The sequence below is a fragment of the Pseudoalteromonas sp. XMcav11-Q genome (genome assembly GCF_040104525.1).
Classification (GTDB): Bacteria; Pseudomonadota; Gammaproteobacteria; order Enterobacterales; family Alteromonadaceae; genus Pseudoalteromonas.
In genome coordinates this window covers 101,324-124,703 of record NZ_JBECOX010000011.1, presented here as the reverse complement: position 1 = coordinate 124,703, position 23,380 = coordinate 101,324, and the positions used below count along the sequence as shown (strand labels likewise).

Sequence of the window (23,380 nt, the reverse complement as noted above, 5' to 3'; positions counted from 1 at the left end):
GGTAGGTGTGATTTGCAGCTAGGGCTACTCCACCCAACCAAATAAGGTTAATACAGCAATAATCACGAGATAAAACAAAATATTGCGCTTCACGAGGCGCATCATACAGCTTGCTTCAAAGGTACAACCTAAAAACTGCTGTTCAATTTGCTCAGCCGCAAGTGCAGTGCTTGTGACGATTTGACGATTTGTGGTTTTAAAATCTAGCACATACTTCAACCAACTTGATGTACCTTTACTAAAGTTACCAATGATCAAAAAACCAAAGCTTGCGATCCGTGCCGGAAGCCAATTTAGCCAATAAAATAACCGGCAAAACTGCTCAAACACATGCTGTAGCGGCGGGTTTTCTTGCTCATGATGCCAATGCACAATTTGCCTTACCATCGCATATAGCACAGCACCCGGTGCGCCCAACGCCACAAACCAAAAAATAACTCCGCAGTAATGTTGAAAGTTGATCCACGAAAGCGTCTGACCAAACGTCTCGCCGCCCGGCTCATCTTCTAATTTGTCTTGCCCCATTTGTAACGCATAAAGCGTAGCCGCTTCGTTATCACCTCTGGTCAGCGCATTTAAATAGCCTTTATAAAGCTTGCGATATTTTGCACAACCAAAACAGACTAAGAGCACACAGATATTGATTGCAAACTGCCAAAATACAAAGTCACTTAGACTGTAAATAAAAGCAACGACCAATGCAGGAATAACTAACCAAAGCATCACACCGAAATGCGAGCCCAACATGGCATTTGGCTGGGTCCAAGATTTGGTTTTCGCATAGTAACTTTGCAGGTAATAATCGACTTGCCAGTAATTCGCCCGCGCGCCAAGTCGTTCAATAATAAGCGCGATGATGATAGAAATTAAGATCATGCTTGCCTAGCTCTCTTGGTTATTTAACAAGGTAAAATAATGCTGCCAATCAAATGCAGCCCCCGGATCTGTCTTTCTTCCAGGAGCAATATCATTGTGCCCTACAATACGATCATTCGTCAGCTTTGGATAGTGCTGCTGCAGCCAACGCGTTGTTTTTACTAAACTCGCATATTGTGCTTCGGTATATGGCGTGGTGTCTGTGCCCTCCATTTCAATACCAATTGCAAAGTCATTACAACGCGTTCGACCTTGCCACTGCGACACTCCAGCATGCCAAGCCCGTTCAATGAAGGGAACGTATTGGGTGATGCTACCGTCACGACGTATAACGCAGTGCGCCGACACCCTTACTCCCTCTAAGTCAGAAAAAGTTGGATGTGCGCCGCAGTCCAGCGTGCCCATAAATAAGTCTTCCACGTACGGCGTGCCAAAGCACCCTGCAGGCAGCGAGATATTGTGGATCACCAGTAAATCTATCTCACACGCTTGTGGTCTTTCATCGTAATGCGGGGATTGCTTGTGTTTAGCAAAAGGTAGCCAATTCAAAGTATTAGTTCCAAGCCTTGGTTTGCATTCGATTATAAAGACAAAATAAGACAAAAGGTAGGGATGGGTTTAGTATAACAATAGTGTCGCGACATCAAATCACAACAAACAACACATAACCGTAGCAGCGGGTTTACCCCGCGACCTCCGTTTTACCCGTCAACTCATTCTTCACAAACACGGCTTTGCATTTCAAATACTCTGTCGCGACATAAAGTCGCTGCTACAAAACACACAAGGGTTCAACATCAAATCACAGTTGCAAGCAACACATACACGTAGCAGCGTGTTTACCCCGCGACCTTCGTTTTAGCCGTCAACTCACTCTCTACAAACAAAGCTTTGTATTTCAAATATTCTATCGCGACATAAAGTCGCTGCTACAAAAATACACATTGGTTTCGACGGAAGTCACAGCAAACAATATGTACACGTAGCAGCGGGTTTACCCCGCGACCTCCGTTTTAACCGCCAACTCATCCCCTACAAACAAGACTTTGTATTTCAAATACTCCGTCGCGACATAAAGTCGCTGCTACAAAAATACACATTGGTTTCGACATAAAGTCACAGCAAGCAATGCATAATCGTAGCAGCGGGTTTACCCCGCGACCTCCGTTTTGGCAGTCAACTCATTCTCTACAAACAAAGCTTTGTATTTCAAACACGCTGTCGCGACATAAAGTCGCTGCTACGAAAATACACATTGGTTTCGACGGAAGTCGCAGCAAGCAACACATAACCGTAGCAGCGGGTTTACCCCGCGACCTCCATTTTGGCAGTCAACTCATTCTCTACAAACACGGCTTTGTATTTCAAATATTCTATCGCGACATAAAGTCGCTGCTACAAAACACACAAGGGCTCAACATCAAATCACAGCAAACAACACCTAACCGTAGCAGCGGGTTTACCCCGCGAAATAAAAGCCACCCCGCCAAATATCGTGAATTTTTCTCCATCAATTGTACTCCTAGGCAAACGCGCGTAAAATTCGGCCATTGCAGAAAAAATGAAAAGACAACCTATGATTGACCAAAACCTTATCAGCCAAATGGTAAAGCAGGCGCTAGACGAAGACCTTAATTATCAAACACCAAACGAAGGTGATATTACCGCAGCCCTTATCCCAGAGACGCAGCACGCAAATGCCTATGTGATCACAAGGGAAGATTGTGTATTCGTTGGCAAGGCGTTAATCGAAGAAGTTTTTCAGCAGGTCGACCCAAGTGTTAGCGTCAACGTACTTGTGAACGACGGCGACTTTGTTGCCGCCAACACTCGCTTGTTTACCGCAAGCGGCTCAGCCAGAGCGATTCTGACCGCAGAGCGCACGGCGCTTAATTTTGTACAAACGCTATCGGGCACGGCAACCACCACAGCAAAATATGTTGAGGTTTTAAGTGGTACGCAAACTAAACTGCTAGATACACGTAAAACCATCCCTGGATTAAGAGCACTACAAAAATACGCCGTTAAATGTGGCGGTGGTAAAAATCATAGAATTGGCCTCTTCGACGCGTATCTTATTAAAGAAAACCACATTGCCGCCTGTGGCAGTATCGCCAAAGCCGTTGCGACTGCGCGTAATAACCACCCAGACAAGCCGGTAGAAGTTGAAGTAGAAAACCTAGGCGAATTACAACAAGCCTTAGATGCTGGCAGCGATATTATTATGCTGGACAACTTCAGCGTAAGTGAAATTCAACAAGCGGTTGAAATCACGCAAGGTAAAGCTAAGCTAGAAGTCTCTGGTAATATGACCATTGAAATTTTGACGACTTACGCACAAGCTGGTGTTGATTTTATTTCAAGCGGCGCACTGACCAAGCATCTACAAAGCATCGACCTGTCGATGCGCTTTGAATAATGTAAAGCTTTAACAACCTCCTCTCTTTTATACATGCAAAAAGGGCCTTGATTGAGCCCTTTTGTTTTTCTTTCTTACTTAATGTGGCATTCAAGCTATCAATGCGACACTGCCAGTAATAGTTCAATTTTCTGTAGCTAGTCTTATTGAATAACAAAATCGCTACCATAAACGGAGTGTTCTGTACTTTCCCGTAATCCCACGTAATAGAGAAAGTTTTCTATTTCGTTGACAAACCTACTTAAAACCCGTTAAATACGACAAAAGAACTAGAGTGTAACAAGATCTTAATGTTCAGTAACGATTAATTCCGTTCGTTTTTTGAACCGATATTAGGAAAGCTTGAGCTACCGCAAGAGAATCAATAATTTATTATTAAAATTCAATTGCTGAGCTCAGCGTTTACTATTAAAGTAAATGTTAATTGTGATCGCTGAAACTAAATCGGTGCTACACTTCTAGTTGATTAGGGAACGGTCACAAACTTAACGGGTTTAGCTTTTAAGATTTTTGAATGATGAACTTGTTGCATCTTCTTGGTCGCCGTTAAGTCAATTTGAGCACACCAGTTTGTTGATTCGATGGATTGGTAATTATTGCAAAGGTTTTAATAAACGCTTAACTTAAACATTGTACGGTTAAGTCACTTAAAATTTAGGAGACACATCATGACTCAAAAACAACAGGGTGGTTTTACCCTAATCGAACTAATGATTGTTATCGCGATCATCGGTATCCTTGCAGCAGTAGCTCTGCCTGCTTATCAAAACTACACCAAGAAGGCTCGTTTTACAGAAGTAGTGTTGGCGGCTGAATCGGTAAAACAGCTCGTTGATATTTGCTTCCAAACTCGTGGCGCTGGTGTTTTAGCTAATTGTGATACTGCTGCCGAAATCGGCCTGGATGCTGATGGTGCTGCTGCAGGCTCCCATGTATTATCAGTAGTAATTGCTGATGATCCTCCAGCTCAAATTACTGCAACAGGCCAAAATAGTGTTGACGATAGCACCTTTATCTTAACTCCAACTGTTTCAAATGGTTCATTAACATGGGCTCAAACAGGCGACTGTATAGCTGATGGACTTTGCTAACAAAGCAAATAGTAATAAATACCAAGGCTATTCTAATAGCCTTGGTTATTCGTTGCTGGAAGTTATGATCACAATAGCAATTATTGCTCTCTTGGCGAGTATCGCTATCCCACAATATGATAACAAGTTTAAGAAAGCTAGATTCGTGGAAGTTATCCTTGCAGTAGAAGCCATTAAAAAAGGCGTAGAAACTTGCTTTATCACTAGGGGTGGCTATCAACTAGAAAACTGTAATACCCTCATTAAACTTGGCATTTCACCTGAATCGATTAATACTCCGACACATGTTAAGTCTGTTCAATTGAGCTTTGACAAAACGATTAAAATAACAGGGGTAGCAAACCCAAGCGCATCGAATGGAGACAACGATAACTATATTCTTGAAGGCTCTGAAAGCAATAACACTATCATTTGGTCTCTTAATTCATCTAGTACTTGCATCGCAGAAGGCACCTGCTAAGCCATGAAATCAGATAAGAATAATGCTAATAACTTAGACACTTTTATATGGTCCGGTGTCAATAATCGAGGAAAAAAGCTTCAAGGTGAAATGACAGGTCAGAGTGTCGCTTTGGTGAAAGCTCAACTTCGCAAGCAAGGCGTTATTCCGTCAAAAGTAAAGCGAAAACCCAAACCCTTATTTGGTTTTGGTGGCGCAAAGAAAATAACCGCCGCAGATATTGCGACTACCACCAGACAAATTGCCACCATGTTGATGGCTGGTGTTTCTTTGGTACAGACCTTAGAAATGCTCTCAAAAGGAATAAAAAATAAAAGCCTATCAAAGTTAATTGGCCACATTTGCGATGAAGTTAAAGCAGGACAACCTCTTGCTAGATCACTGCGTGCTCATCCAAGATATTTCGATGAACTTTATTGCGATCTTGTCCACTCAGGCGAACAATCGGGAGCACTAGATACTATTTTTGATCGAGTAGCTCTATATAAAGAAAAATCAGAAGCACTAAAGTCCAAAATTAAAAAAGCATTATTTTATCCAGTCGCTGTTATTGCTGTAGCCCTAATTGTTACTGGTATTTTGCTTATTTTCGTTGTACCTCAGTTTCAGGATATATTTAACGGTTTTGGCGCCGAACTCCCAGCTTTTACGCTAATGGTTATCGCGATTTCCGAATTTATGCAGGAATATTGGTGGGTATTTGTACTTGGTATTGGCCTTTTTAGTTACACCTATAAAGAAATGCTTATTCGCAGCCCTGCGGTAAAGCATTTTAATGACCGTATGATGTTACGTATCCCGGTGATTGGCGAGATCCTTAAAAAGGCAGCCGTAGCGCGTTATGCTCGTACGCTTTCGACTACCTTTGCAGCGGGTGTTCCCCTTGGCGATGCGCTCGATTCTGCCGCAGGTGCGTCAGGCAATATTATCTACAAAAACGCAATTAAAGAAATAAAAGCAGAGGTTAACTCGGGTAACCAAATGCACTGGGCAATGCATAACACCAAAGTCTTCCCAGATATGGTGGTGCAAATGGTGTCTATTGGTGAAGAATCAGGCTCTTTAGATGGTATGTTAGCAAAGGTTGCTAACATCTACGAACAAGAAGTCGATGATGCGGTGGATGGCCTATCTAGCCTATTAGAACCACTCATTATGGTGGTACTCGGCGTACTGATCGGTGGCCTTATTATTGCCATGTACTTACCGATATTCCAACTAGGTTCAGTTATTTAATTTTGTTCACAAAATTACACTATTTAGAGGTACAGTGCTGTGCCTCTCAATAGTGCTGTGTGGTAAACTGCAAAAACCTATACCGAGCATGCCTCGGTAATTTAAACAAAAAATATAAGCAAGCGCCCAACTTATGCAAGATATTATCAACTTGATGCAAACCCAGTTATGGTATTGGTTACTCACCGTAGGACTCGTTAGCCTTTGCATCGGCAGCTTCCTCAATGTGGTAATTCTTCGCTTACCTAAAATGATGAAGCAGAGCTGGCAATCAGAATGTCGCGTGTTGCTTGCCGATGAGCTACCTAAACAAACCACTGAAGCACCCGTATTTAATTTAATTAAACCAAATTCTCATTGCCCCAGCTGCAAAACGCCGATTAAAGCGTGGCAAAACATTCCACTGATCAGCTGGCTATTATTAAAAGGCAAATGCAACCACTGCGACGCGTCAATCTCTGTACGCTATCCTTTGATAGAGCTAACAACCGCCCTACTCTCCATATGGGTTGCGTGGCATTTTGGTGCCACTTTAGAAGCCACTCTGTACATTTTGATTACTTGGGTGTTAGTCGCACTTACGGTTATCGATATCGACGAAATGTTGCTGCCAGATCAGTTAACGCTACCAACCTTATGGTTAGTACTGGTTGCCAGTTGTTTTGGTGTTGGCATCGAACCTAATAGTGCCATTATCGGTGCAGCGGTTGGTTATTTGAGTTTATGGAGCGTGTATTGGCTCTTTAAATTACTCACAGGTAAAGAAGGCATGGGCTATGGCGACTTTAAACTGCTAGCCATCTTTGGGGCATTGATGGGCTGGCAAGCAATTCTAACCATAGTGCTACTTTCAAGCCTGGTCGGGGCAATTATTGGTAGCATCCAATTAAGTGTTCAAGGCAGAGATAAAGCCACCCCAATCCCATTTGGCCCTTACTTAGCCATCGCAGGCTGGATCACCTTAATGTACGGCGAGCAGCTGCAGCTGTGGTACGTAAACTTAATAATGTAAAGTAAGACAATGCTAAAAATGAATAATTGGATTTTAGGGGTGACGGGCGGTATTGGTGCGGGTAAAACGGCCATCACTAACCACTTGCAGCAAAAAGGGATAGAGATTGTTGACGCCGATATCGTCGCACGAGAAGTAGTCGCGCTAGGCAGTACAGGGCTACAAGCAATTGCTGATGAGTTTGGCAGTGCCATTTTACAGCCTGACGGCAACTTAGACAGGGCCAAGTTAAGAGCCATTATTTTTGCTGATGCCGACAAAAAACAGTGGCTTAATGAGCTACTTCACCCACTTATCCGTAATGAAATACTCACGCAGTTAAACGCAGCGCAAAGCGATTACGTGGTTTTAGCGGCGCCCCTGCTGTTCGAAAATGGCTTAGAGCGCTACTGCGATGCTACTTTGCTTGTTGATGTCGCGGTTGATACGCAAATCGCGAGAACAATCAGCCGTGATGCGGTAGATGCAGCGCAAGTAAACCGTATTATCGAGTCGCAGTTACCGCGCTCAGATAAACAAGCAAAAGCGGACTACATACTAGACAACGACCGACCGCTACTTGAAAGCCTGCAAGAGACAGATAGATTACACAATGAGTTTATCAATCTAGCAAAAGTGAAAGTAAGACTAAATAATTAGGCTAGACTTGGCTGTAAAACTTAATCTACACTCACAGTGATAACTTGGCATTTTTCCAACTTAATGATAAATATTGAATATGCATTCAATGTGAAGGCAAAGAGGTACTATGGAACATCATTCCCCGCTACTGCGTAAATTTATTACCTTAGGGCGAGTTACTGCTGAGCAAATAAAGTCTCGCCAGTCAGAAGCAAACACCACCGCCGAGTTGATTTGCCTAAGTTCAGGAATGAGCTCCAAAGAGCTAGCTGAAGAATGCCTAGACTTATTCAAAGTGCCCTTTTTTAATCTTGATCACTTTAACGTTAGTGAAATTCCACCGGCGCTAGTCAAAGAAAAACTGATCCGTAAGCACCATATTTTACCGCTGGTACAAAAAGGTAGAAAACTCTATGTAGCGGCCTCCGACCCTACTGATTTTGGCGCATTTGAGAACTTTGAGTTTAGTACTGGATTACAGTGTGAAGTCTTAGTCGCCGACTACAAAAAGCTCGAAGCAAAGATTGAGCAGCTGTTTGATGCAACGGGCGGTCTCTCGATCTCTGAAGAAGAATTTAAAGAATTTGCCGACTTAGAAGTTGATGACGAGCCTAAACAGCAAAACACCAACGAAGATAAAGACGATGCGCCAATCATCGTTTATATCAATAAAATCTTAATGGACGCGATAAAAAAAGGCGCGTCGGATCTGCACTTTGAGCCCTACGAAAAAAAATACCGCGTGCGTTTTCGTATCGATGGCCTGCTGCATGAGATGGCAAGTCCACCAAACACACTAGCGACTCGCCTCGCCGCCCGTATCAAAGTGATGGCACACTTAGACATAGCAGAAAAACGCAAACCGCAAGATGGCCGCATTAAATTAAAGATCTCCGAGCGCAAAAGTATCGATTTTCGTGTGAGTACACTGCCTACCATGTGGGGCGAGAAAATCGTAATGCGTATTCTAGACTCATCCAGCGCCATGCTCGGTATCGATGTGCTAGGTTATGAACCGGAACAGAAAAAGCTCTACCTCGACGCACTAGAGCAGCCTCAGGGCATGATTTTGGTAACCGGCCCAACGGGTTCTGGTAAAACCGTGTCACTTTACACTGGCCTGAATATTCTTAATCAGCCAGAGCGAAATATCAGCACAGCAGAAGACCCTGTCGAAATAAACCTTGAGGGTATTAACCAAGTACAAATCAATACCAAAGCGGATATGACTTTCGCCAATGCCTTGAGAGCATTTTTGCGTCAGGATCCGGATGTGGTGATGGTTGGTGAGATCCGTGACCTTGAAACCGCTGAGATCTCGATAAAAGCCGCCCAAACCGGTCACTTAGTATTGAGTACGCTGCACACCAATTCTGCGCCTGAAACGCTCACCCGTCTATTAAACATGGGCGTGCCGGCATACAACGTAGCAAGCTCGGTGAGTTTGATTATTGCTCAGCGTCTCGCAAGACGCCTTTGCCCTAAGTGTAAAACACCTGAAACGCTGCCGGAAGAAGCCTTGTTAGGGCAAGGCTTTACTGCCGAGCAAATTAAAGAGATTACCCTTTTCGCGCCTAAAGGCTGTGAAAACTGTACCGACGGTTACAAAGGCCGTGTGGGTATTTATGAGGTGGTAAAAATCACGCCAGAGCTTTCGCACCTGATCATGGAAGGGGGCAATTCTCTTGAGATTGCCGAAAAAGCAGAGCAGTTAGGTTTTGATAACTTACGTAAATCTGGCCTGAAAAAAGCCGCCGCAGGGGTGACATCGCTTACAGAAATCAACCGCGTAACGAGTTATTAAGACTGATTGATTAAGACAAAAAGATCGCGATGTAAAATCGCTCCTACAAATAAGATAACATCCGTGTGGGAGCCGCTTTACGCGGCGAGCTTGATAAAAAAGTTCGCGATGTAAAATCGCTCCTACAAATAAGGCAACATCTGTGTGGGAGCCGCTTTATGCGGCGAGCTTGATGAAAAATATCGCGATGTGAAATCGCTCCTACAAATAAGATAATACCCGTGTGGGAGCCGCTTTACGCGGCGAGCCTGATGAAAAAGCTCGCGATGTGAAATCGCTCCTACAACTAAGCTAACACCCGTGTGGGAGCCGCTTTACGCGGCGAGATTGATAAAAATATCGCGATGTAAAATCGTTCTCACCAATAAGATAACATTGATGTGGGAGCCGCTTTGTGCGGCGAGATTGATAAAAAAGTTCGCGATGTAAAATCGCACCCACAAATAAGCAAATACCCGTGTGGGAGCCGCTTTATGCGGCGAGGTTGATAAAAAAGTTCGCGATGTGAAACCGCTCCTACAACTAAGCTAACACCCGTGTGGGAGCTGCTTTACGCGGCGAGCTTGATGAAAAATATCGCGATGTAAAATCGCTCCTACAAATAAGCTGACATCGGTGTGGGAACCGCTTTACGTGGCGAGCCTGATGAAAAATATCGCGATGTGAAATCGCTCCTACAAATAAGGTAACATAGGTGTGGGAGCCGCTTTACGCGGCGAGATTGATGAAAAATATCGCGATGTGAAATCGCTCCTACAACTAAGCTAATATCGGTGTGGGAGGCGCTTTACGCGGCGAGCTTTATGAAAAAGATCGCGATGTAAAATCGCTCCTACAAATAAGCTAACCCCCGTGTGGGAGCCGCTTTATGCGGCGATCTTTATGTAAAATATCGCGATGTGAAATCGCTCCTACAAATCAGCTATACAAATTTTGCGGTACTTTAAGCACATTAATATGTACCGTGACTTCCTCACGGTCATGATATAGGTGCTTTGCTTGGATCTCATAATCCACATTGTACTTTTGCAGCTCTTCATGGATAAGCGTAAGACATTCATACACGCTATCGAACCGTTTTTTCATCGGTAGCTTTAAGTTAAAGATCAGCTCTCGAGCAAACGCATTCACCACCCAGTCCACCATCAAATCAGCAACACGCGTTGGCTTTTCGACCATATCACACACCAGCCAATCAATATTGCGTTTTTCTGGGCGATATTTGAATCCATCTTCACGATAGTGCTTCACTTGCCCCGTTTCCATCAGGTCATCATTCATCGGGCCATTATCGATTGAGGCGACGAACATGCCTCGACGTACGAGTTGGTATGTCCAACCGCCAGGACAAGCACCTAAATCAACGGCTCGCATCCCCGCGCGCACACGTGTCTCTTGCTGATCTTTAGGTACAAAGACGTGAAATGCCTCGTCTAATTTTAGCGTCGAGCGACTTGGTGCGTCGGACGGCATTCTCAGACGCGGGATCCCCATAAAGAATGGCGAATTGTTATCACTAAACGAATAACCAACATAAGCGGTGTTATTGGCAAGGAACAATACATGTAATACAGGCTTGGCAGGTTTTAGCTCACGAGTCAGCTTGTTTTGCTTCTCGAGCGCCTTAGACAAAGGGGTTGAAAACTTTTTGCAGAATTTAGAAAGCTCTTTTCCTTCGTTAGTATCTGGCGTTTCAACGCGCAGCTCACCACACAAAGGAAAACCTTCCACAGCCGCTTTTATCACGCTCACTCTGTCTTCAATCGGCATATGGGTATGTAAAGTGCCAACAAACCACTGCCTTGCAAACACCAGTTTCTTAAAGTCGATTTTCTTCGCTAAGGTCTCAGCATCATTTGGCGAAAAGCACTCAAATGTTACAAAAGCAGTATTCGGCTTAGCTTTTACGTAGCCAGCAATTCCATGCTTTGCAGCATAATGATTAATTTCGGCTGCGGCGTCACTTTCAAAACCACCGCGACAATAGATAACGATACTCGACATTAGATTCTCTAGATTAAAAGGAAGATTTAGCAGCTTGAACTATCAATAAAATCCAAGCAATTAAAAAACAGGTACCACCGATTGGGGTGATTGGCCCTAGCCATTTTATGCCCGTTAAGGCTAGTAAGTACAGACTACCACTAAATAGCAATACACCCGTAATAAAAAAGCCACCAGCAACTTGCACCTTGAGGCCCCATTTGATTAAAAACGCGGTGGCAATAATGGCAAGACCATGAGTCATTTGGTATTGCGCCGCCGTATTAAAAATACCAATGGCATAGTCGCTCAAACGTCCTTTGAGACCGTGAGCGGCAAACGCGCCTAGAGCCACAGACAATAAACAAAACACGCTGCCAATAATCAAGTAGAGCTTAGCCATGACAGCGCTCCTTAATAAAATTCGCCGCAATCACGGCAGCATTCGCGCGGCTCTCTGACTCGCTTACACCACTCACCTTACGTGGCTTGAGTGAATGGTCGCCATCTTTGAGCCATTTCACCATGACTTGCTCTGGAAAGCACATGGCATCAACCTCTGTGCGGTTGCCAAAGGTATCACGTTCGCCTTGTAAAATGAGCAGCGGGCATTTCAGCTCAGGAAAATGGTCCACTCTGAGCTTTTCCGGCTTACCAGGCGGGTGGAATGGGTAGCCAAACGCAAGTACTCCTTCCACCTTTACAGTGGTTTCACAGGCCAGCATAGATGCCATACGCCCGCCCATTGACTTACCACCAATAAAGAGCGGTAGACTTGGTTCTACTGCGGCCAGTACTTGTTGAAAATACGCGAGTAGCTTAGGGGCACGCTCTGGTGGGCGTTTTTTCCCTTCTTGTTTGGCTTGCTGCATATATTCAAAATCAAAGAGCCCAACTTGAACGCCCTTAGAAGCAAGCAATTTAGCCATTTCTTGCATAAAATCGCTATCGCTTCCTGCGCCTGCACCATGGGCAAAAATAAACTGTGCAACTGGGTTTTCAGCATAGTGCCATTCAATATTTACTGCGCTCATAAACTATTTAACTCTTGTTCGTGTTCTACCATACCGAGCATCCATTCTTTGAATGAAACTATTTTACCCAGCTCTGACTGCGACTCTCTAAATACCAAATAATAGGCATTTTTACTTTCGAGGTGGTGACTAAACGGAATAACCAGTCGCCCTGCATCTATATCCGGTCTTGCCAGTACGCTATTTCCCAGCGCCACACCTTGGCCGTGAATTGCTGCCTGTAACACCATAGAAGAGTGACTGAAGATAGGCCCGGTATTGACCGCCACATTTCTGACCCCAGCGGTTTTCATCCATGCCTTCCAAGCGCGACGCGTGGTGTCATGGAGTAAAGTATGTTGCGCTAGGTCGCTTGGCTGATTTAACGGTTTTGGGCCGGTTAATAAAAATGGACTACATAACGGCACTAAATACTCAGTATGTAGCTTATGGGTTTGCACCCCATTCCAATTACCACGGCCATAGTAAATCGCGACATCAACGTCATCCGTTAACGAGTTGTCGTCGTGATCTTGGGCTTTGATCCGTACGTCGATTTCAGGGTGCAACTCATTAAAGTTACTCAGCCTTGGTACCAACCATTGAATTGCAAAGCTTGGCGTCAAACTCACCGTTAGCGACCCTTTTGCGCCTCGTGCTAGGAGCTTTTCAGTCGCATCGATTAATTGTGAAAAAATATCTTTAATATCGAGGTAATAGCCCTGCCCTTCCTCAGTTAACAGTAAGGAGCGATTTTTTCGCAAAAACAGTTTTAAACCTAGATGTTCTTCTAAGATTTTAATTTGATGACTAACCGCAGCTTGAGTGACGTACAACTCCTCTGCTGCTTTGGTAAAGCTCAGGTGTCGTGCCGCCGCCTCAAAGGCTTTTAATGCATTTAATGGTGGAACTCGTCGTGACATTCATTCATGCCTATAAAAAACCCGCTAACCGCGGGCAAGTAAAATCCCCAAACAACATCTAATAATGAGGTCGCTTGGGTATAGATTATAAATCAGCTGCGCTGGTGTCCAGTGGCGCAAAACTCTTAACTAGTTCATCTACCGCTTTCATCTGCTGTAGGTAGCCTTCAAGTTTAGCCAATGGCAATGCACAAGGACCATCACACTTAGCTTCATTTGGATTCGGATGCGCTTCAATAAAGAGTCCAGCTAACCCAAGTGCCATACCGCTCCGAGCAAGCTCAGCAGCCTGAGCACGGCGGCCATCGGCAGAGTCGCTACGACCACCTGGACGCTGTAGCGCATGTGTCGCATCAAAAATAACAGGAGCCATATGCTTCATGTCATCCATGCCCAGCATGTCCACGATCAGGTTGTTATAACCAAAGCTGCTGCCGCGTTCACAGAGGATAACTTTGTCATTACCCGCTTCATTGATTTTCTTAATGATATGACGCATTTCATGTGGCGCTAAAAACTGTGGTTTTTTCACGTTGATCACCGCGCCAGTTTCTGCCATAGCGACAACTAAGTCAGTTTGACGGGCAAGAAACGCAGGTAACTGGATCACATCAGCAACTTCCGCAACGGGTTTTGCTTGGAATGGCTCATGCACATCGGTGATAACCGGTACATTAAAGGTCTTTTTGATTTCTTCAAAAATCTTTAAGCCTTCTTCCACGCCAGGGCCACGGTAAGAATTAATTGACGAGCGATTAGCCTTATCAAATGACGCTTTAAATACGTATGGGATCCCAAGTTTACTTGTGACCTCAACGTAATGCTCTGCGATTTGCATTGCTAAGTCACGAGACTCAAGCACATTCATTCCACCGAACAGTACAAACGGCTTATCGTTTGCGACTTCTCGTCCCGCAACGTTAATAATATCTGTATTCATTTTTTATCCTTTAGCTGCCTATTACACGAAGCAATTGTCCGCATAACCAAGCCATATAAGTACCAAGGGCATAACCAAGCACCGCCAGTAACACACCGACCGGAGCAAGCGCAGGGTGGAATGCCGAGGCCACCACCGGCGCAGATGCCGCACCACCAATGTTTGCTTTACTGCCAACGGCAACATAAAACACAGGTGCTTTAATTAATTTAGCAACAATAAATAACAAACCAACATGTACGGCCATCCAAATAACACCAATAACGACGTATTTAGGCGCCTCAACAATTTTGGTGATATCCATGTGTAGACCAATGGTTGCTACTAAAATATATAAAAAGCTTGAGCCAATTTTTGACGCGCCAACCGCTTCATATTGACGTGCTTTGGTAAACGAGAGTGCCAGACCTATGGTCGTAACGAGAACAATGATCCAAAATAGTTTGCTATGAAGAGAAAACTTCTTCAGCTCTGGGTAATTACTACTAAAAAATGGCACCAGTAAGTCTGCAGCAAAATGCGCAAACCCCGTTGCACCAAAAGCAAAACCAACTAGGATCATCAAATCTTTAAGTTCGGGCTTTCTTGCGTGCTCAGCTTCAAATGCTTGTACTTTGTCAATTAGGCGGTTGATTGAAGAAGTATCCGCCCCTGTTCGCGCATCAATTTCTTTATTGCGCGCCGCCATATAGAGCAAGCACGCCATCCACAAGTTTGCGACAACAATATCAACCGTTACCATGATGGTGAAGATTTCTCCGCCCGCGCCGTAAATCTCTTTCATCGCCACCATATTGGCACCGCCACCAATCCAGCTTCCTGCCAGCGCGGCCATACCACGCCATACGGCTTCTGGGCCAGTTACACCTAGTAGCTCAGGCATAAAGGTAGCAGTAAGTAAAAGCGCAATTGGGCCACCAATCACCACACCCACCGTTCCCGTTAGGAACATGATAATCGCCTTTTTACCCAAAGCCGCTATCGATTTTAGGTCAATACTCAGTGTCAATAGCACCAAACAAGCGGGTAACAGATAATACTTTGCTACCGTGTAAACATCGTTATTGTTGCCATCAACGATACCAAAGGTATTTAACAGAGATGGTAAGAAATAACACATCAACAGCGCTGGCACGTACTTGTAAAACTTTGCCCAAACTCCGCTTTTTTGACTCGATGTGTAAAAAACAAACCCCAGAATAACGGCCAACAGGCCCATAATTACCGCGTTATTGGTAACGAGCGCAGCGCTTTGCTCCATAAATCCTCGCTGTTATTATTTTTTATATACTATTTTTAATGCAAAATATTATTATGATCGGCCAACTCTTTGATCTGATGCTGGATCACTTCAATGGTTGGGTCGTCCGGACATTCATCAACAAAAAATTGTAAGTCGTCTTTTGCCATCTTCGGACAATTTAATTGGTTGAGTAGATAGCCTCTATCACGACGTTCATAAGGATCATCGCCTAAGATATCCATCAATTGCTCGACGCAACTTAGCGCGTGACCAAACTTTTCTGCCGCAATAAACGCCCACTTTTGCTGAGACAAATAAAGCTTTAACGACTCTTCGTTAAAAATAAGCTCCATCGGCTCTTGGTCTTTTTCTTGCTCTTTGTCTTGGTTGTTTTCGTTTTCTGGAATTATGTACCAGCTCTGATGGCCTGAGCTTGGCTCAATGACGTAACCTTCTTCTTCGCTAAAAGCGACGTGTACGACAATCTCTCCTTGGCTTAGGGCAAGACTGGCCTCTAATTTCGCTCGTTCAAGCAGATGCACTAAAACAAGACCCAGTGCGGTATTGGTACCACTGCGCATAGAAAGTGCGTAACAAACGCTATTGAGCTTATATTCAGGCACCTTTTGACTGCTACCACTGAATAGCCACAAGGTATAAAAAGCGTCTAAGATTTCATCCAAACATTTATGATTGTTTGTATGCTTATGGCGAATTTCATCCACGGCAAATTCAAGCTCTGCTAACTGACACAAAGTTTCATTGGTGTCAGCTTGTGCATCCCAACTTTGCTCAGCCTTGATACAGCGGATCAACGGCGGATAGGAAAATGCATCTGAATTGTCATCGAGAGATAAGTCATTCTCATCTAACCAGATATCATTCTTCATAGAATTCGGTTTCTCTTGAATTGCTTTCATTTAGAACGACTAGTTTACCACTTTTTGTCATATTCCCAAGGGGGGAAATTTAGTAATACCAATCTATCGTTCGCTGAAATAGTAAAAATGTTTACTTATTATGGAGATATTGAAGCGCTCGGTGATAAACCAAGCGCCAATTGAAATGGTTAAGCAAAGAAGCCTTGTTTGCTCACGGCAAGGTGCGCGATGGCCATTAGTACCAATGTTGCAGCGCCTAGCGCCAAATATTTGGTCTTTTTAACACTTGCTTTTGCAATTACAAAGCCCAATGCGATATAACCAAACACCAATACGATTTTTTGTAGTAGCCAAGGTTGTTGTGCAGGATTGAGCCCCGCCGTTACCGCCAAAATGACCGCTGTAACTAACAACAAAGTGTCTACGCTGTGGCTGGTAATAAACACGCCTTTGTTTGTTGCTAATTTACCTGAACCCAAACGCGAAAACGCGCGAGTGTAAAAAAGCACTATGCTCAATACCACAAATAGTAAGTGCGTATGTTTTAACGCCATGTAATCCATATTATTCTCTAATCAGGGAAACGTTGTAGGATCAATTCTAACTCATTAATACAACGGTTGAATACATCCACGAGTTTGGGGTCAAAGTGTTTTCCCTTTTGCGCAGTAATCTCTTTTTGTGCATCTTCTTGGCTCCATGCCTCTTTGTAGCAACGTTTATGGCGTAACGCATCATACACATCAGCTAGTGCTACGATGCGACCATAAAGGTGTATTTCATCGCCTTTTTTACCTTTCGGATAACCGCTGCCATCCCATTTTTCATGGTGGTCACGAGCGATTAGTGCGCCCGCACTGACAATCTCACGGCGAGAGTCTTTTAACAAGTCAAAGCCTTTGTCTGTATGGGTTTGCATGACTTTCCACTCTTCGTCATCCAGCTTGCTAGGCTTATTTAAAATCGCGTCAGGAATACCAACTTTACCCACGTCGTGCAGTGGTGACGCCATTTTCACCAGCTCAGCTTCTTTATCAGAAAGACCCATTTCTTTGGCAAGCGTATGACAAAGATATGCAACGCGCTTAACATGATTGCCGGTATTGGTGGAATGAAGCTCAAGCGCTTCACTTAAACGGATCACCAGTTCTTGCTGGGTATCTTCAATCTCGGCTTGTAGCTGTACATTTTCGTACGCCAATTGCATATTCTGGGCAAAAATATCGATTAAATGACGCTGAGTTTCGGTTAAGAATTCAGGAATACCAGACACAAATAGCATTGAGGCGTGGTTATAGTCACTGGAGCAATAGGCAAATAGATAATTGTCTTTATATACAATATCTTTATCTTGTAGTGCTTTTAAGCAGGCATCCATTTGATCGCTGCTAAGCACTTCAGAAATCGGCTTACCTTCACTACTTTCAAACTCTCCACGCCCTGCAAATACAACCAGCTGATCGTTCGTTTGGCCAGCTTCTTTACCCGCTGCAAGTGACGTTGCATACATAGCTTGGTCGACCGTACCTATCAGCGACGTAAGTTGCTGTAACACCCCCTCAATAAAACTCTCAATTGAATGAGTAGCAAAAATATCACGGGAGGCTTTAATGATTTTCTCAAGCCCTTGTCTTGATTGATCGATGGCGAGAATGTCACGATATGAACGTAAACTCGACATGACGACAGTAAAGAGCTTTTGCGCGGTGAGTTCTGTTTTTGACTTATAGTCGTTGATATCGTAGTTCACGATAACTTGGCGCTCAGGCGCTTGGCCCGGCTGACCAGTTCTTAAAATGATACGGATATGATTGTTTTTGGCGGTTTCACGAATGTATTTTGCGACCTGCAAGCCAGCATCGTCGGTTTCCATGACAACATCCAGCAATACCACCGCAGCATCGGGATTGGCATCGACGATTTTCTTTGCTTCTTCACCCGAATAAGCGCTAATAAATTCCAGACGCTTTTTTTGAAACTCAAAGTCACTCAGTGCTAATTTTGTCACTGCATGCACTTCGGGCTCATCATCGACAATAATAACCTTCCAAGTGCCTACTTTTTCAGGTTCAACTACGTCAGCGGGTTCGTCTGAAAACAAAAAATCATCCATATTGCGGATCCTATTGAAGCGCCTAACTTTCGTGTGAGTTCGTGACTTTACGGCAACATTGCCAACGTCACTCTATCACACCCTGCCATATCTTTTATTGTAAGTATATTAATATACGCCATTTCTGCAAAAAACTGTTGGATCTTATCTGCTTGCTCAAAGCCATGTTCAAGTAGCAAATATCCCCCCGAGTTCAGATATAGCTTAGCCGTCCTGATGATATGAAAAATATCCGCATAGCCATGGTCATCCGCGACCAGCGCACTGAGCGGTTCAAATCTCACATCCCCTTGTGATAAGTGGTGATCGGCTTCATCAATATAAGGTGGATTACTTACAATCAAATCAAACTGTTGCTCTGCAACTGCACTAAACCAATCACTTTGCAAAATCGACACGTTTCTAAAGCCCAACTGAGATTGATTAGACTTTGCAAGCGCCACGGCGTCTGCTGAAGCATCTACTGCGGTGATTTGCCAAGCCGGATATTCACTCGCCAACGCCAGTGCAATCGCGCCAGTACCTGTGCCTAAGTCTAGCACCTGAGCGTCATTTGGCATGCTGAGAGTTAAAACATGCTCAACCAGAGTCTCAGTATCAGGCCTTGGAATAAGCGTGCTGTTGTTCACTTTTAAAGGCAAGCTCCAGAATTCTCTTTGACCTGTGATGTGTGCCACGGGCTCTCCCGTAACACGGCGTGCGATACATTCTTCGAATCGCTGCTGCTCTAGTGTAGAAAGCTCAGCTTCGGGCCAAGTAAAGAGATAAGTGCGGTTTTTATCGATAACATGGAGTAGCAACACTTCGCTATCGAGCTTTGCTGACTCGGAGTGTGGTAACAGTTCAGAGGTTGCCCAAGCAACGGCTTGGGCAATGTTAAGTGTTGGCATTAATCGCTTTCGCTCATAGCTGCCAGTAGATCAGCCTGATATTCAATAACCAGCGGATCGATAACAGCACCCAGCTCACCGGAGATCACTTCATTTAGGCGATATAGCGTCAAGTTGATACGGTGATCGGTAATACGGCCCTGCGGGAAGTTGTAAGTACGAATACGCTCAGAGCGGTCACCGCTACCTACTAGATTACGACGTTCAGAAGCTTCTGCCGCTGCACGTTTTTCATCTTCTGCTTGCTGTAAGCGCGCACTTAGTACAGACAGCGCTTTCGCTCTGTTTTTATGTTGTGAACGTTCGTCCTGACATTCAACCACAACGCCTGTCGGCAAGTGAGTGATACGAATAGCAGAATCGGTTTTGTTTACGTGCTGACCACCTGCGCCCGAAGCACGGAAAGTATCCACTTTTAGGTCAGATGGATTAATTTCAATTGCTTCTGCCTCTGGGATCTCTGCCATCACGGCAACCGTACATGCAGAGGTGTGAACACGGCCTTGAGATTCAGTTTCAGGCACACGCTGTACACGGTGAGCGCCAGATTCAAACTTAAGCTTGCCATAGACACCGTCGCCACTAATGTTAGCGATAACTTCTTTATAGCCACCGTGCTCGCCTTCGTTAGCGCTCACGATTTCAACGCGCCACTTTTGCGTTTCTGCATAGCGGCTATACATACGGAATAAATCACCAGCGAAAATCGCGGCTTCATCACCACCGGTTCCCGCACGCACTTCCAAGAATACGTTGTTATTGTCTTTTGGATCTTTGGGTAACATCAATACTTGAAGGTCATCTTCAAGCGCAGCAATGGCAGCTTTTGCTTCTTTATACTCTTCCTGTGCCATTTCACGCATGTCTGGATCTGAGTCTTTTAGCATTTCTTCAGCAGTTGCGACGTCTTCCTGAGCCTGTTGGTAGGCTGTAAACGCTTTAACTACGTCTTCCAATTCTGAAAACTCTTTTGACAAGGCGCGAAAGCGGTTCTGATCGCTAATCACCTCAGGCGAGCTTAGCATCGCTTGAACTTCTTCATAGCGCTCTACTAAGGTTTCTAACTTACGATATACAGACTCTTTCATTTACACGTTATTCCTGCTCAATACCTAATGTTTGCTTGAGTTGCGCTAACTTATCTATATCGCCTTCTTTCGCAGCCTCTTGAATGGCGCGTGTTGGTGCGTGTGTTAGTCGATTACTCAGCTTATTTGCTAATTCAATAATAATTTTATCTGCTTCTTTGCCCGATTGTAGCTGATTTATTGCTTTGTCCACGAGCTCATTTTTAATTTCTTGTGCGCTTTGGCGATACTGCCTAATCACATCCACTGAATGCAGCGAACGTTGCCACTCGGAAAACTCTTGCGTGCGTACATCGATGATCTGCTGCGCTTCAATGGCCGCTTGTTCTCGACTGGCTAAGTTTTCATTGACTATCGCCTGCAGGTCATCAACTGAATAAAGATATGCAGCATCCAACTCTGACACTTGGCTTTCGATATCGCGAGGCACCGCGATATCAATAAATAACATTGGTTTATGGCGACGTTTTTTAAGCGCTTGCTCGACCACTCCTTTACCGATAATTGGTAAGGTGCTCGCAGTTGAACTAATAACAATGTCTGCACTTGGTAGCGCATCTGGTAACTGTGCCAGTGAAATAACACTACCGCCAACTTCTTTTGCTAGGTTTTGTGCGCGCTCAATTGTGCGGTTCGCGACTGTGATTGACTTTGGATTATGCTGCGATAAGTGTTTAGCAACTAACTCAATTGTTTCACCGGCACCAATTAACAAGACCTGAGTTTTATCCAATTGACCATAAATATGCTTTGCTAAATTAACAGCGGCATACGCCACTGAGACAGCACTTGCACCAATATCGGTTTCGGTGCGCACTTGCTTCGCCACCGAAAAAGTCTTTTGGAATAAGCGCTCAAATGTTGGCTGAATTGCATGGTGCTGTTTGGCCGTACTAAAAGCTTGTTTAATTTGGCCAAGAATTTGTGGCTCACCTAACACCAATGAATCAAGACCGCAGGCAACTCGCATTAAATGGTTCACCGCATCCTGATTCATATGCACATAGACATTTTCTGTTAAGTCTCGTTGCTCTATGTTATGAAAATCTGACAACCAACCGAGTAGTGCTTGGGGATCAGCAGACTCAAGGCTACAATAGATCTCGGTTCGATTGCAGGTCGACACAATCACAGATTCTTTAAACTGCGAAGAATGTTGGAGTTGGTGCAATGCTTCTGTAAGCTGTTCTGGAGAAAACGCCACTTTTTCACGTAATTCTACAGACGCGGTTTTGTGATTGATACCAAGTGCGATGATGGTCATAGATGCCAGTATTGCTCGAGCCCTGCTTTAAAGCCGGCAATTTTACCAAAAATCAATCGAATATGGAAAGTAAGGAAAGGCCTTTGAGACAACTTCATTTGATTTTACTCATATTTTTATTAATTTTAACCGGTTGTGCGCAACAATTACCTCAGCAAAACGTAGCACAAGACTGGCAATCTAGGCTAAAACAACAAAAAAATTGGCAAGCGAGAGGTAAACTTGCATTTATTGCCCCAGACAATCGTCAATCAGCTAACTTTAATTGGTATTTAAAAGAAGAGAAACAAAATCTGATTTTAACCAGTTTTGTGGGCACCCGCATATTCGAGCTAGAAGAATTAGACACACATTCGGAGCTGACCTTTGAAGACAATGTCCATAAAGGCATGGACAGTAGCGATTTGGTTAAGCGTTTAAGTGGTCTCTCTCTTCCGGTCAATCAAGCCCCTCAATGGCTAACGGGCTTAGTTGAAGCACCAGCCAGTGAACTTGATGATCTTGGCAGAATAAGCAATGCACAGTGGCAAAGCCCATCTGGCCGAGTGTGGCAAATCACCTATCAACAATATAAAATGCAAGACGGAATGTGGCTGCCTAGCCGCATGAAACTCTCGTCGACCAATATTGAGGTCAAAGTATTAATCACTTCATGGCAGTTTAAATGAAGACATTGACGCTAAGCGCTCCGGCAAAATTAAATCTTTTTTTGCATATCAATGGCCGTCGAGAAGACGGCTACCATGAACTAGAAACTTTATTTACTTTCTTAGATTTTGGTGATGAATTAGCATTTACGCTAACCAGTAACCAGCAGGAAATCGTCATTTGTGGTGACACCGCAAGTATTCCACTTGAAGATAACCTCATTTATAAAGCCGCCAAAATTCTTGAGCCCTATAAAAAAATAACTGCTGGTGTCGATATTCAGTTAAATAAACGGCTTCCCATGGGTGGAGGTGTTGGTGGTGGCTCCTCCGATGCCGCGACAACTTTATTGGCACTCAATACGCTGTGGCAATGTCAGCTTACTATTCCAGAACTTGCAAAACTCGGCCTCCAACTAGGTGCCGATGTGCCTGTTTTTGTTGAAGGTAAAACAGCTGTAGCCCACGGCGTTGGCGAGCAACTTGAGCCAATTGACATCGCGCAAAAATGGTATTTGGTGGTTGCCCCACCCGTTCATGTCAGCACCGCGTTAGTCTTTACTCACCCAGATTTACCACGCAATACGCCTAAGCTAAAAAGCGGTTGGAAACTCTCGGATACGGGCAACGACTGTCAAACTCTTGTCAAAAAGCTTTACCCCGAGGTTGAAAAGACCCTCGCGTGGTTGCTAAAATATGCACCAACCAAAATGACTGGTACTGGAGCTTGTTGTTTCGCGGAGTTTGAAAATCGTGAGGCAGCGCTGCGTGTGCTCGAAACTCTACCTTCATCTTGGCAGGGCTTTATTGCCCAAAATACAAGTGAGTCAATTTGTCATCGACAATTGCGCGCTTGGCAAAACTAGAAGTAAATTG

General features: G+C 44.3%; 23 protein-coding genes. 9 read left to right on the top strand and 14 right to left on the bottom strand.

The genetic code is table 11. The features are described 5' to 3' along the window. Positions 1-24: 24 nt before the first annotated feature. Both ampE and ampD read right to left on the bottom strand, forming a co-directional pair. Positions 25-876, bottom strand: coding sequence for a beta-lactamase regulator AmpE (gene ampE, locus ABMY45_RS17295; RefSeq protein WP_095727228.1), 852 nt, complete (start codon positions 874-876; stop codon positions 25-27). 6 nt (positions 877-882) lie between these two features. Next, positions 883-1,425: a 1,6-anhydro-N-acetylmuramyl-L-alanine amidase AmpD gene (gene ampD / locus ABMY45_RS17290; protein ID WP_102056267.1), complete on the bottom strand. Its 543-nt coding sequence runs from the start codon at positions 1,423-1,425 to the stop codon at positions 883-885. A 1,027-nt stretch (positions 1,426-2,452) separates the two neighbouring features. On the opposite strand from ampD, the gene nadC reads away from it, so the two are divergent. From nadC to pilB, 7 genes are all read left to right on the top strand, one after another. Continuing rightward, entirely contained in the window at positions 2,453-3,295 is an 843-nt protein-coding gene (nadC, locus tag ABMY45_RS17285; protein WP_239422543.1) for a carboxylating nicotinate-nucleotide diphosphorylase, read from the top strand. Positions 3,296-3,963: 668 nt separating this feature from the next. Further along, complete coding sequence (locus tag ABMY45_RS17280) at positions 3,964-4,386, top strand: prepilin-type N-terminal cleavage/methylation domain-containing protein (RefSeq protein WP_239422537.1); 423 nt, start codon at positions 3,964-3,966, stop codon at positions 4,384-4,386. Next, entirely contained in the window at positions 4,373-4,846 is a 474-nt protein-coding gene (locus ABMY45_RS17275) for a prepilin-type N-terminal cleavage/methylation domain-containing protein (protein WP_239422536.1), read from the top strand. Before ABMY45_RS17280 ends, ABMY45_RS17275 begins: the two co-directional genes overlap by 14 nt. Before the next feature lie 3 nt (positions 4,847-4,849). Further along, positions 4,850-6,082, top strand: a complete 1,233-nt coding sequence (locus ABMY45_RS17270) for a type II secretion system F family protein (RefSeq protein ID WP_239422535.1) — start codon at positions 4,850-4,852, stop codon at positions 6,080-6,082. 133 nt (positions 6,083-6,215) lie between these two features. Continuing rightward, positions 6,216-7,094 (top strand): A24 family peptidase, encoded by an 879-nt coding sequence (locus tag ABMY45_RS17265; RefSeq protein ID WP_239422534.1) that lies wholly within the window; start codon positions 6,216-6,218, stop codon positions 7,092-7,094. Between the two features lie 9 nt (positions 7,095-7,103). Next, a complete protein-coding gene (gene coaE / locus ABMY45_RS17260; RefSeq protein WP_239422533.1) occupies positions 7,104-7,733 on the top strand; it encodes a dephospho-CoA kinase in 630 nt (209 codons plus the stop codon). A gap of 109 nt (positions 7,734-7,842) precedes the next feature. Next, complete coding sequence (gene pilB, locus ABMY45_RS17255; protein WP_239422532.1) at positions 7,843-9,519, top strand: type IV-A pilus assembly ATPase PilB; 1,677 nt, start codon at positions 7,843-7,845, stop codon at positions 9,517-9,519. Between the two features lie 918 nt (positions 9,520-10,437). On the opposite strand, the gene rlmM is transcribed toward pilB, so the two are convergent. From rlmM to hemA, 12 genes are all read right to left on the bottom strand, one after another. After that, a complete protein-coding gene (gene rlmM, locus ABMY45_RS17250; RefSeq protein ID WP_239422531.1) occupies positions 10,438-11,523 on the bottom strand; it encodes a 23S rRNA (cytidine(2498)-2'-O)-methyltransferase RlmM in 1,086 nt (361 codons plus the stop codon). 13 nt (positions 11,524-11,536) lie between these two features. Beyond that, a complete protein-coding gene (locus ABMY45_RS17245; protein ID WP_239422530.1) occupies positions 11,537-11,905 on the bottom strand; it encodes a DUF423 domain-containing protein in 369 nt (122 codons plus the stop codon). Then, positions 11,898-12,536 (bottom strand): alpha/beta family hydrolase, encoded by a 639-nt coding sequence (locus ABMY45_RS17240; RefSeq protein ID WP_045989837.1) that lies wholly within the window; start codon positions 12,534-12,536, stop codon positions 11,898-11,900. Before ABMY45_RS17240 ends, ABMY45_RS17245 begins: the two co-directional genes overlap by 8 nt. Beyond that, on the bottom strand, positions 12,533-13,438 hold the full coding sequence (locus ABMY45_RS17235; protein WP_088531408.1) for a transcriptional regulator GcvA: 906 nt from the start codon (positions 13,436-13,438) through the stop codon (positions 12,533-12,535). Before ABMY45_RS17235 ends, ABMY45_RS17240 begins: the two co-directional genes overlap by 4 nt. Positions 13,439-13,523: 85 nt before the next feature. Further along, positions 13,524-14,378, bottom strand: coding sequence for a 3-deoxy-8-phosphooctulonate synthase (kdsA, locus tag ABMY45_RS17230; protein WP_239422529.1), 855 nt, complete (start codon positions 14,376-14,378; stop codon positions 13,524-13,526). A gap of 10 nt (positions 14,379-14,388) precedes the next feature. Next, positions 14,389-15,639 (bottom strand): DUF819 family protein, encoded by a 1,251-nt coding sequence (locus tag ABMY45_RS17225; RefSeq protein ID WP_102056259.1) that lies wholly within the window; start codon positions 15,637-15,639, stop codon positions 14,389-14,391. A 35-nt stretch (positions 15,640-15,674) separates the two neighbouring features. Further along, a complete protein-coding gene (locus tag ABMY45_RS17220; RefSeq protein ID WP_017217935.1) occupies positions 15,675-16,541 on the bottom strand; it encodes a tetratricopeptide repeat protein in 867 nt (288 codons plus the stop codon). Between the two features lie 149 nt (positions 16,542-16,690). Beyond that, a complete protein-coding gene (locus tag ABMY45_RS17215; protein WP_029215915.1) occupies positions 16,691-17,065 on the bottom strand; it encodes a SirB2 family protein in 375 nt (124 codons plus the stop codon). An 8-nt stretch (positions 17,066-17,073) separates the two neighbouring features. Further along, positions 17,074-18,615: a response regulator gene (locus tag ABMY45_RS17210; protein WP_102056258.1), complete on the bottom strand. Its 1,542-nt coding sequence runs from the start codon at positions 18,613-18,615 to the stop codon at positions 17,074-17,076. 47 nt (positions 18,616-18,662) lie between these two features. Next, positions 18,663-19,505, bottom strand: a complete 843-nt coding sequence (prmC, locus tag ABMY45_RS17205) for a peptide chain release factor N(5)-glutamine methyltransferase (protein WP_138583245.1) — start codon at positions 19,503-19,505, stop codon at positions 18,663-18,665. Next, positions 19,505-20,593 (bottom strand): peptide chain release factor 1, encoded by a 1,089-nt coding sequence (gene prfA, locus ABMY45_RS17200; protein ID WP_010607352.1) that lies wholly within the window; start codon positions 20,591-20,593, stop codon positions 19,505-19,507. Before prfA ends, prmC begins: the two co-directional genes overlap by 1 nt. A 7-nt stretch (positions 20,594-20,600) precedes the next feature. Beyond that, on the bottom strand, positions 20,601-21,857 hold the full coding sequence (gene hemA / locus ABMY45_RS17195) for a glutamyl-tRNA reductase (RefSeq protein ID WP_069022217.1): 1,257 nt from the start codon (positions 21,855-21,857) through the stop codon (positions 20,601-20,603). A gap of 83 nt (positions 21,858-21,940) precedes the next feature. On the opposite strand from hemA, the gene lolB reads away from it, so the two are divergent. After that, complete coding sequence (gene lolB / locus ABMY45_RS17190) at positions 21,941-22,525, top strand: lipoprotein insertase outer membrane protein LolB (protein ID WP_158299104.1); 585 nt, start codon at positions 21,941-21,943, stop codon at positions 22,523-22,525. Beyond that, complete coding sequence (ispE, locus tag ABMY45_RS17185; RefSeq protein ID WP_349289230.1) at positions 22,522-23,370, top strand: 4-(cytidine 5'-diphospho)-2-C-methyl-D-erythritol kinase; 849 nt, start codon at positions 22,522-22,524, stop codon at positions 23,368-23,370. Before lolB ends, ispE begins: the two co-directional genes overlap by 4 nt. Positions 23,371-23,380: the final 10 nt, after the last annotated feature.

Coding starts and splice junctions, on each gene's coding strand:
- prmC (WP_138583245.1), bottom strand. CDS start 19,505: ATGCCAACACTTAACATTGCCCAAGCCGTTGCTTGGGCAACCTCTGAA.
- hemA (WP_069022217.1), bottom strand. CDS start 21,857: ATGACCATCATCGCACTTGGTATCAATCACAAAACCGCGTCTGTAGAA.
- kdsA (WP_239422529.1), bottom strand. CDS start 14,378: ATGAATACAGATATTATTAACGTTGCGGGACGAGAAGTCGCAAACGAT.
- prfA (WP_010607352.1), bottom strand. CDS start 20,593: ATGAAAGAGTCTGTATATCGTAAGTTAGAAACCTTAGTAGAGCGCTAT.
- ampE (WP_095727228.1), bottom strand. CDS start 876: ATGATCTTAATTTCTATCATCATCGCGCTTATTATTGAACGACTTGGC.
- ABMY45_RS17235 (WP_088531408.1), bottom strand. CDS start 13,438: ATGTCACGACGAGTTCCACCATTAAATGCATTAAAAGCCTTTGAGGCG.
- ABMY45_RS17270 (WP_239422535.1), top strand. CDS start 4,850: ATGAAATCAGATAAGAATAATGCTAATAACTTAGACACTTTTATATGG.
- ABMY45_RS17215 (WP_029215915.1), bottom strand. CDS start 17,065: ATGGATTACATGGCGTTAAAACATACGCACTTACTATTTGTGGTATTG.
- ABMY45_RS17240 (WP_045989837.1), bottom strand. CDS start 12,536: ATGAGCGCAGTAAATATTGAATGGCACTATGCTGAAAACCCAGTTGCA.
- pilB (WP_239422532.1), top strand. CDS start 7,843: ATGGAACATCATTCCCCGCTACTGCGTAAATTTATTACCTTAGGGCGA.
- rlmM (WP_239422531.1), bottom strand. CDS start 11,523: ATGTCGAGTATCGTTATCTATTGTCGCGGTGGTTTTGAAAGTGACGCC.
- ABMY45_RS17265 (WP_239422534.1), top strand. CDS start 6,216: ATGCAAGATATTATCAACTTGATGCAAACCCAGTTATGGTATTGGTTA.
- ispE (WP_349289230.1), top strand. CDS start 22,522: ATGAAGACATTGACGCTAAGCGCTCCGGCAAAATTAAATCTTTTTTTG.
- ABMY45_RS17225 (WP_102056259.1), bottom strand. CDS start 15,639: ATGGAGCAAAGCGCTGCGCTCGTTACCAATAACGCGGTAATTATGGGC.
- nadC (WP_239422543.1), top strand. CDS start 2,453: ATGATTGACCAAAACCTTATCAGCCAAATGGTAAAGCAGGCGCTAGAC.
- ABMY45_RS17275 (WP_239422536.1), top strand. CDS start 4,373: ATGGACTTTGCTAACAAAGCAAATAGTAATAAATACCAAGGCTATTCT.
- ABMY45_RS17210 (WP_102056258.1), bottom strand. CDS start 18,615: ATGGATGATTTTTTGTTTTCAGACGAACCCGCTGACGTAGTTGAACCT.
- ABMY45_RS17280 (WP_239422537.1), top strand. CDS start 3,964: ATGACTCAAAAACAACAGGGTGGTTTTACCCTAATCGAACTAATGATT.
- ABMY45_RS17220 (WP_017217935.1), bottom strand. CDS start 16,541: ATGAAAGCAATTCAAGAGAAACCGAATTCTATGAAGAATGATATCTGG.
- ABMY45_RS17245 (WP_239422530.1), bottom strand. CDS start 11,905: ATGGCTAAGCTCTACTTGATTATTGGCAGCGTGTTTTGTTTATTGTCT.
- coaE (WP_239422533.1), top strand. CDS start 7,104: ATGCTAAAAATGAATAATTGGATTTTAGGGGTGACGGGCGGTATTGGT.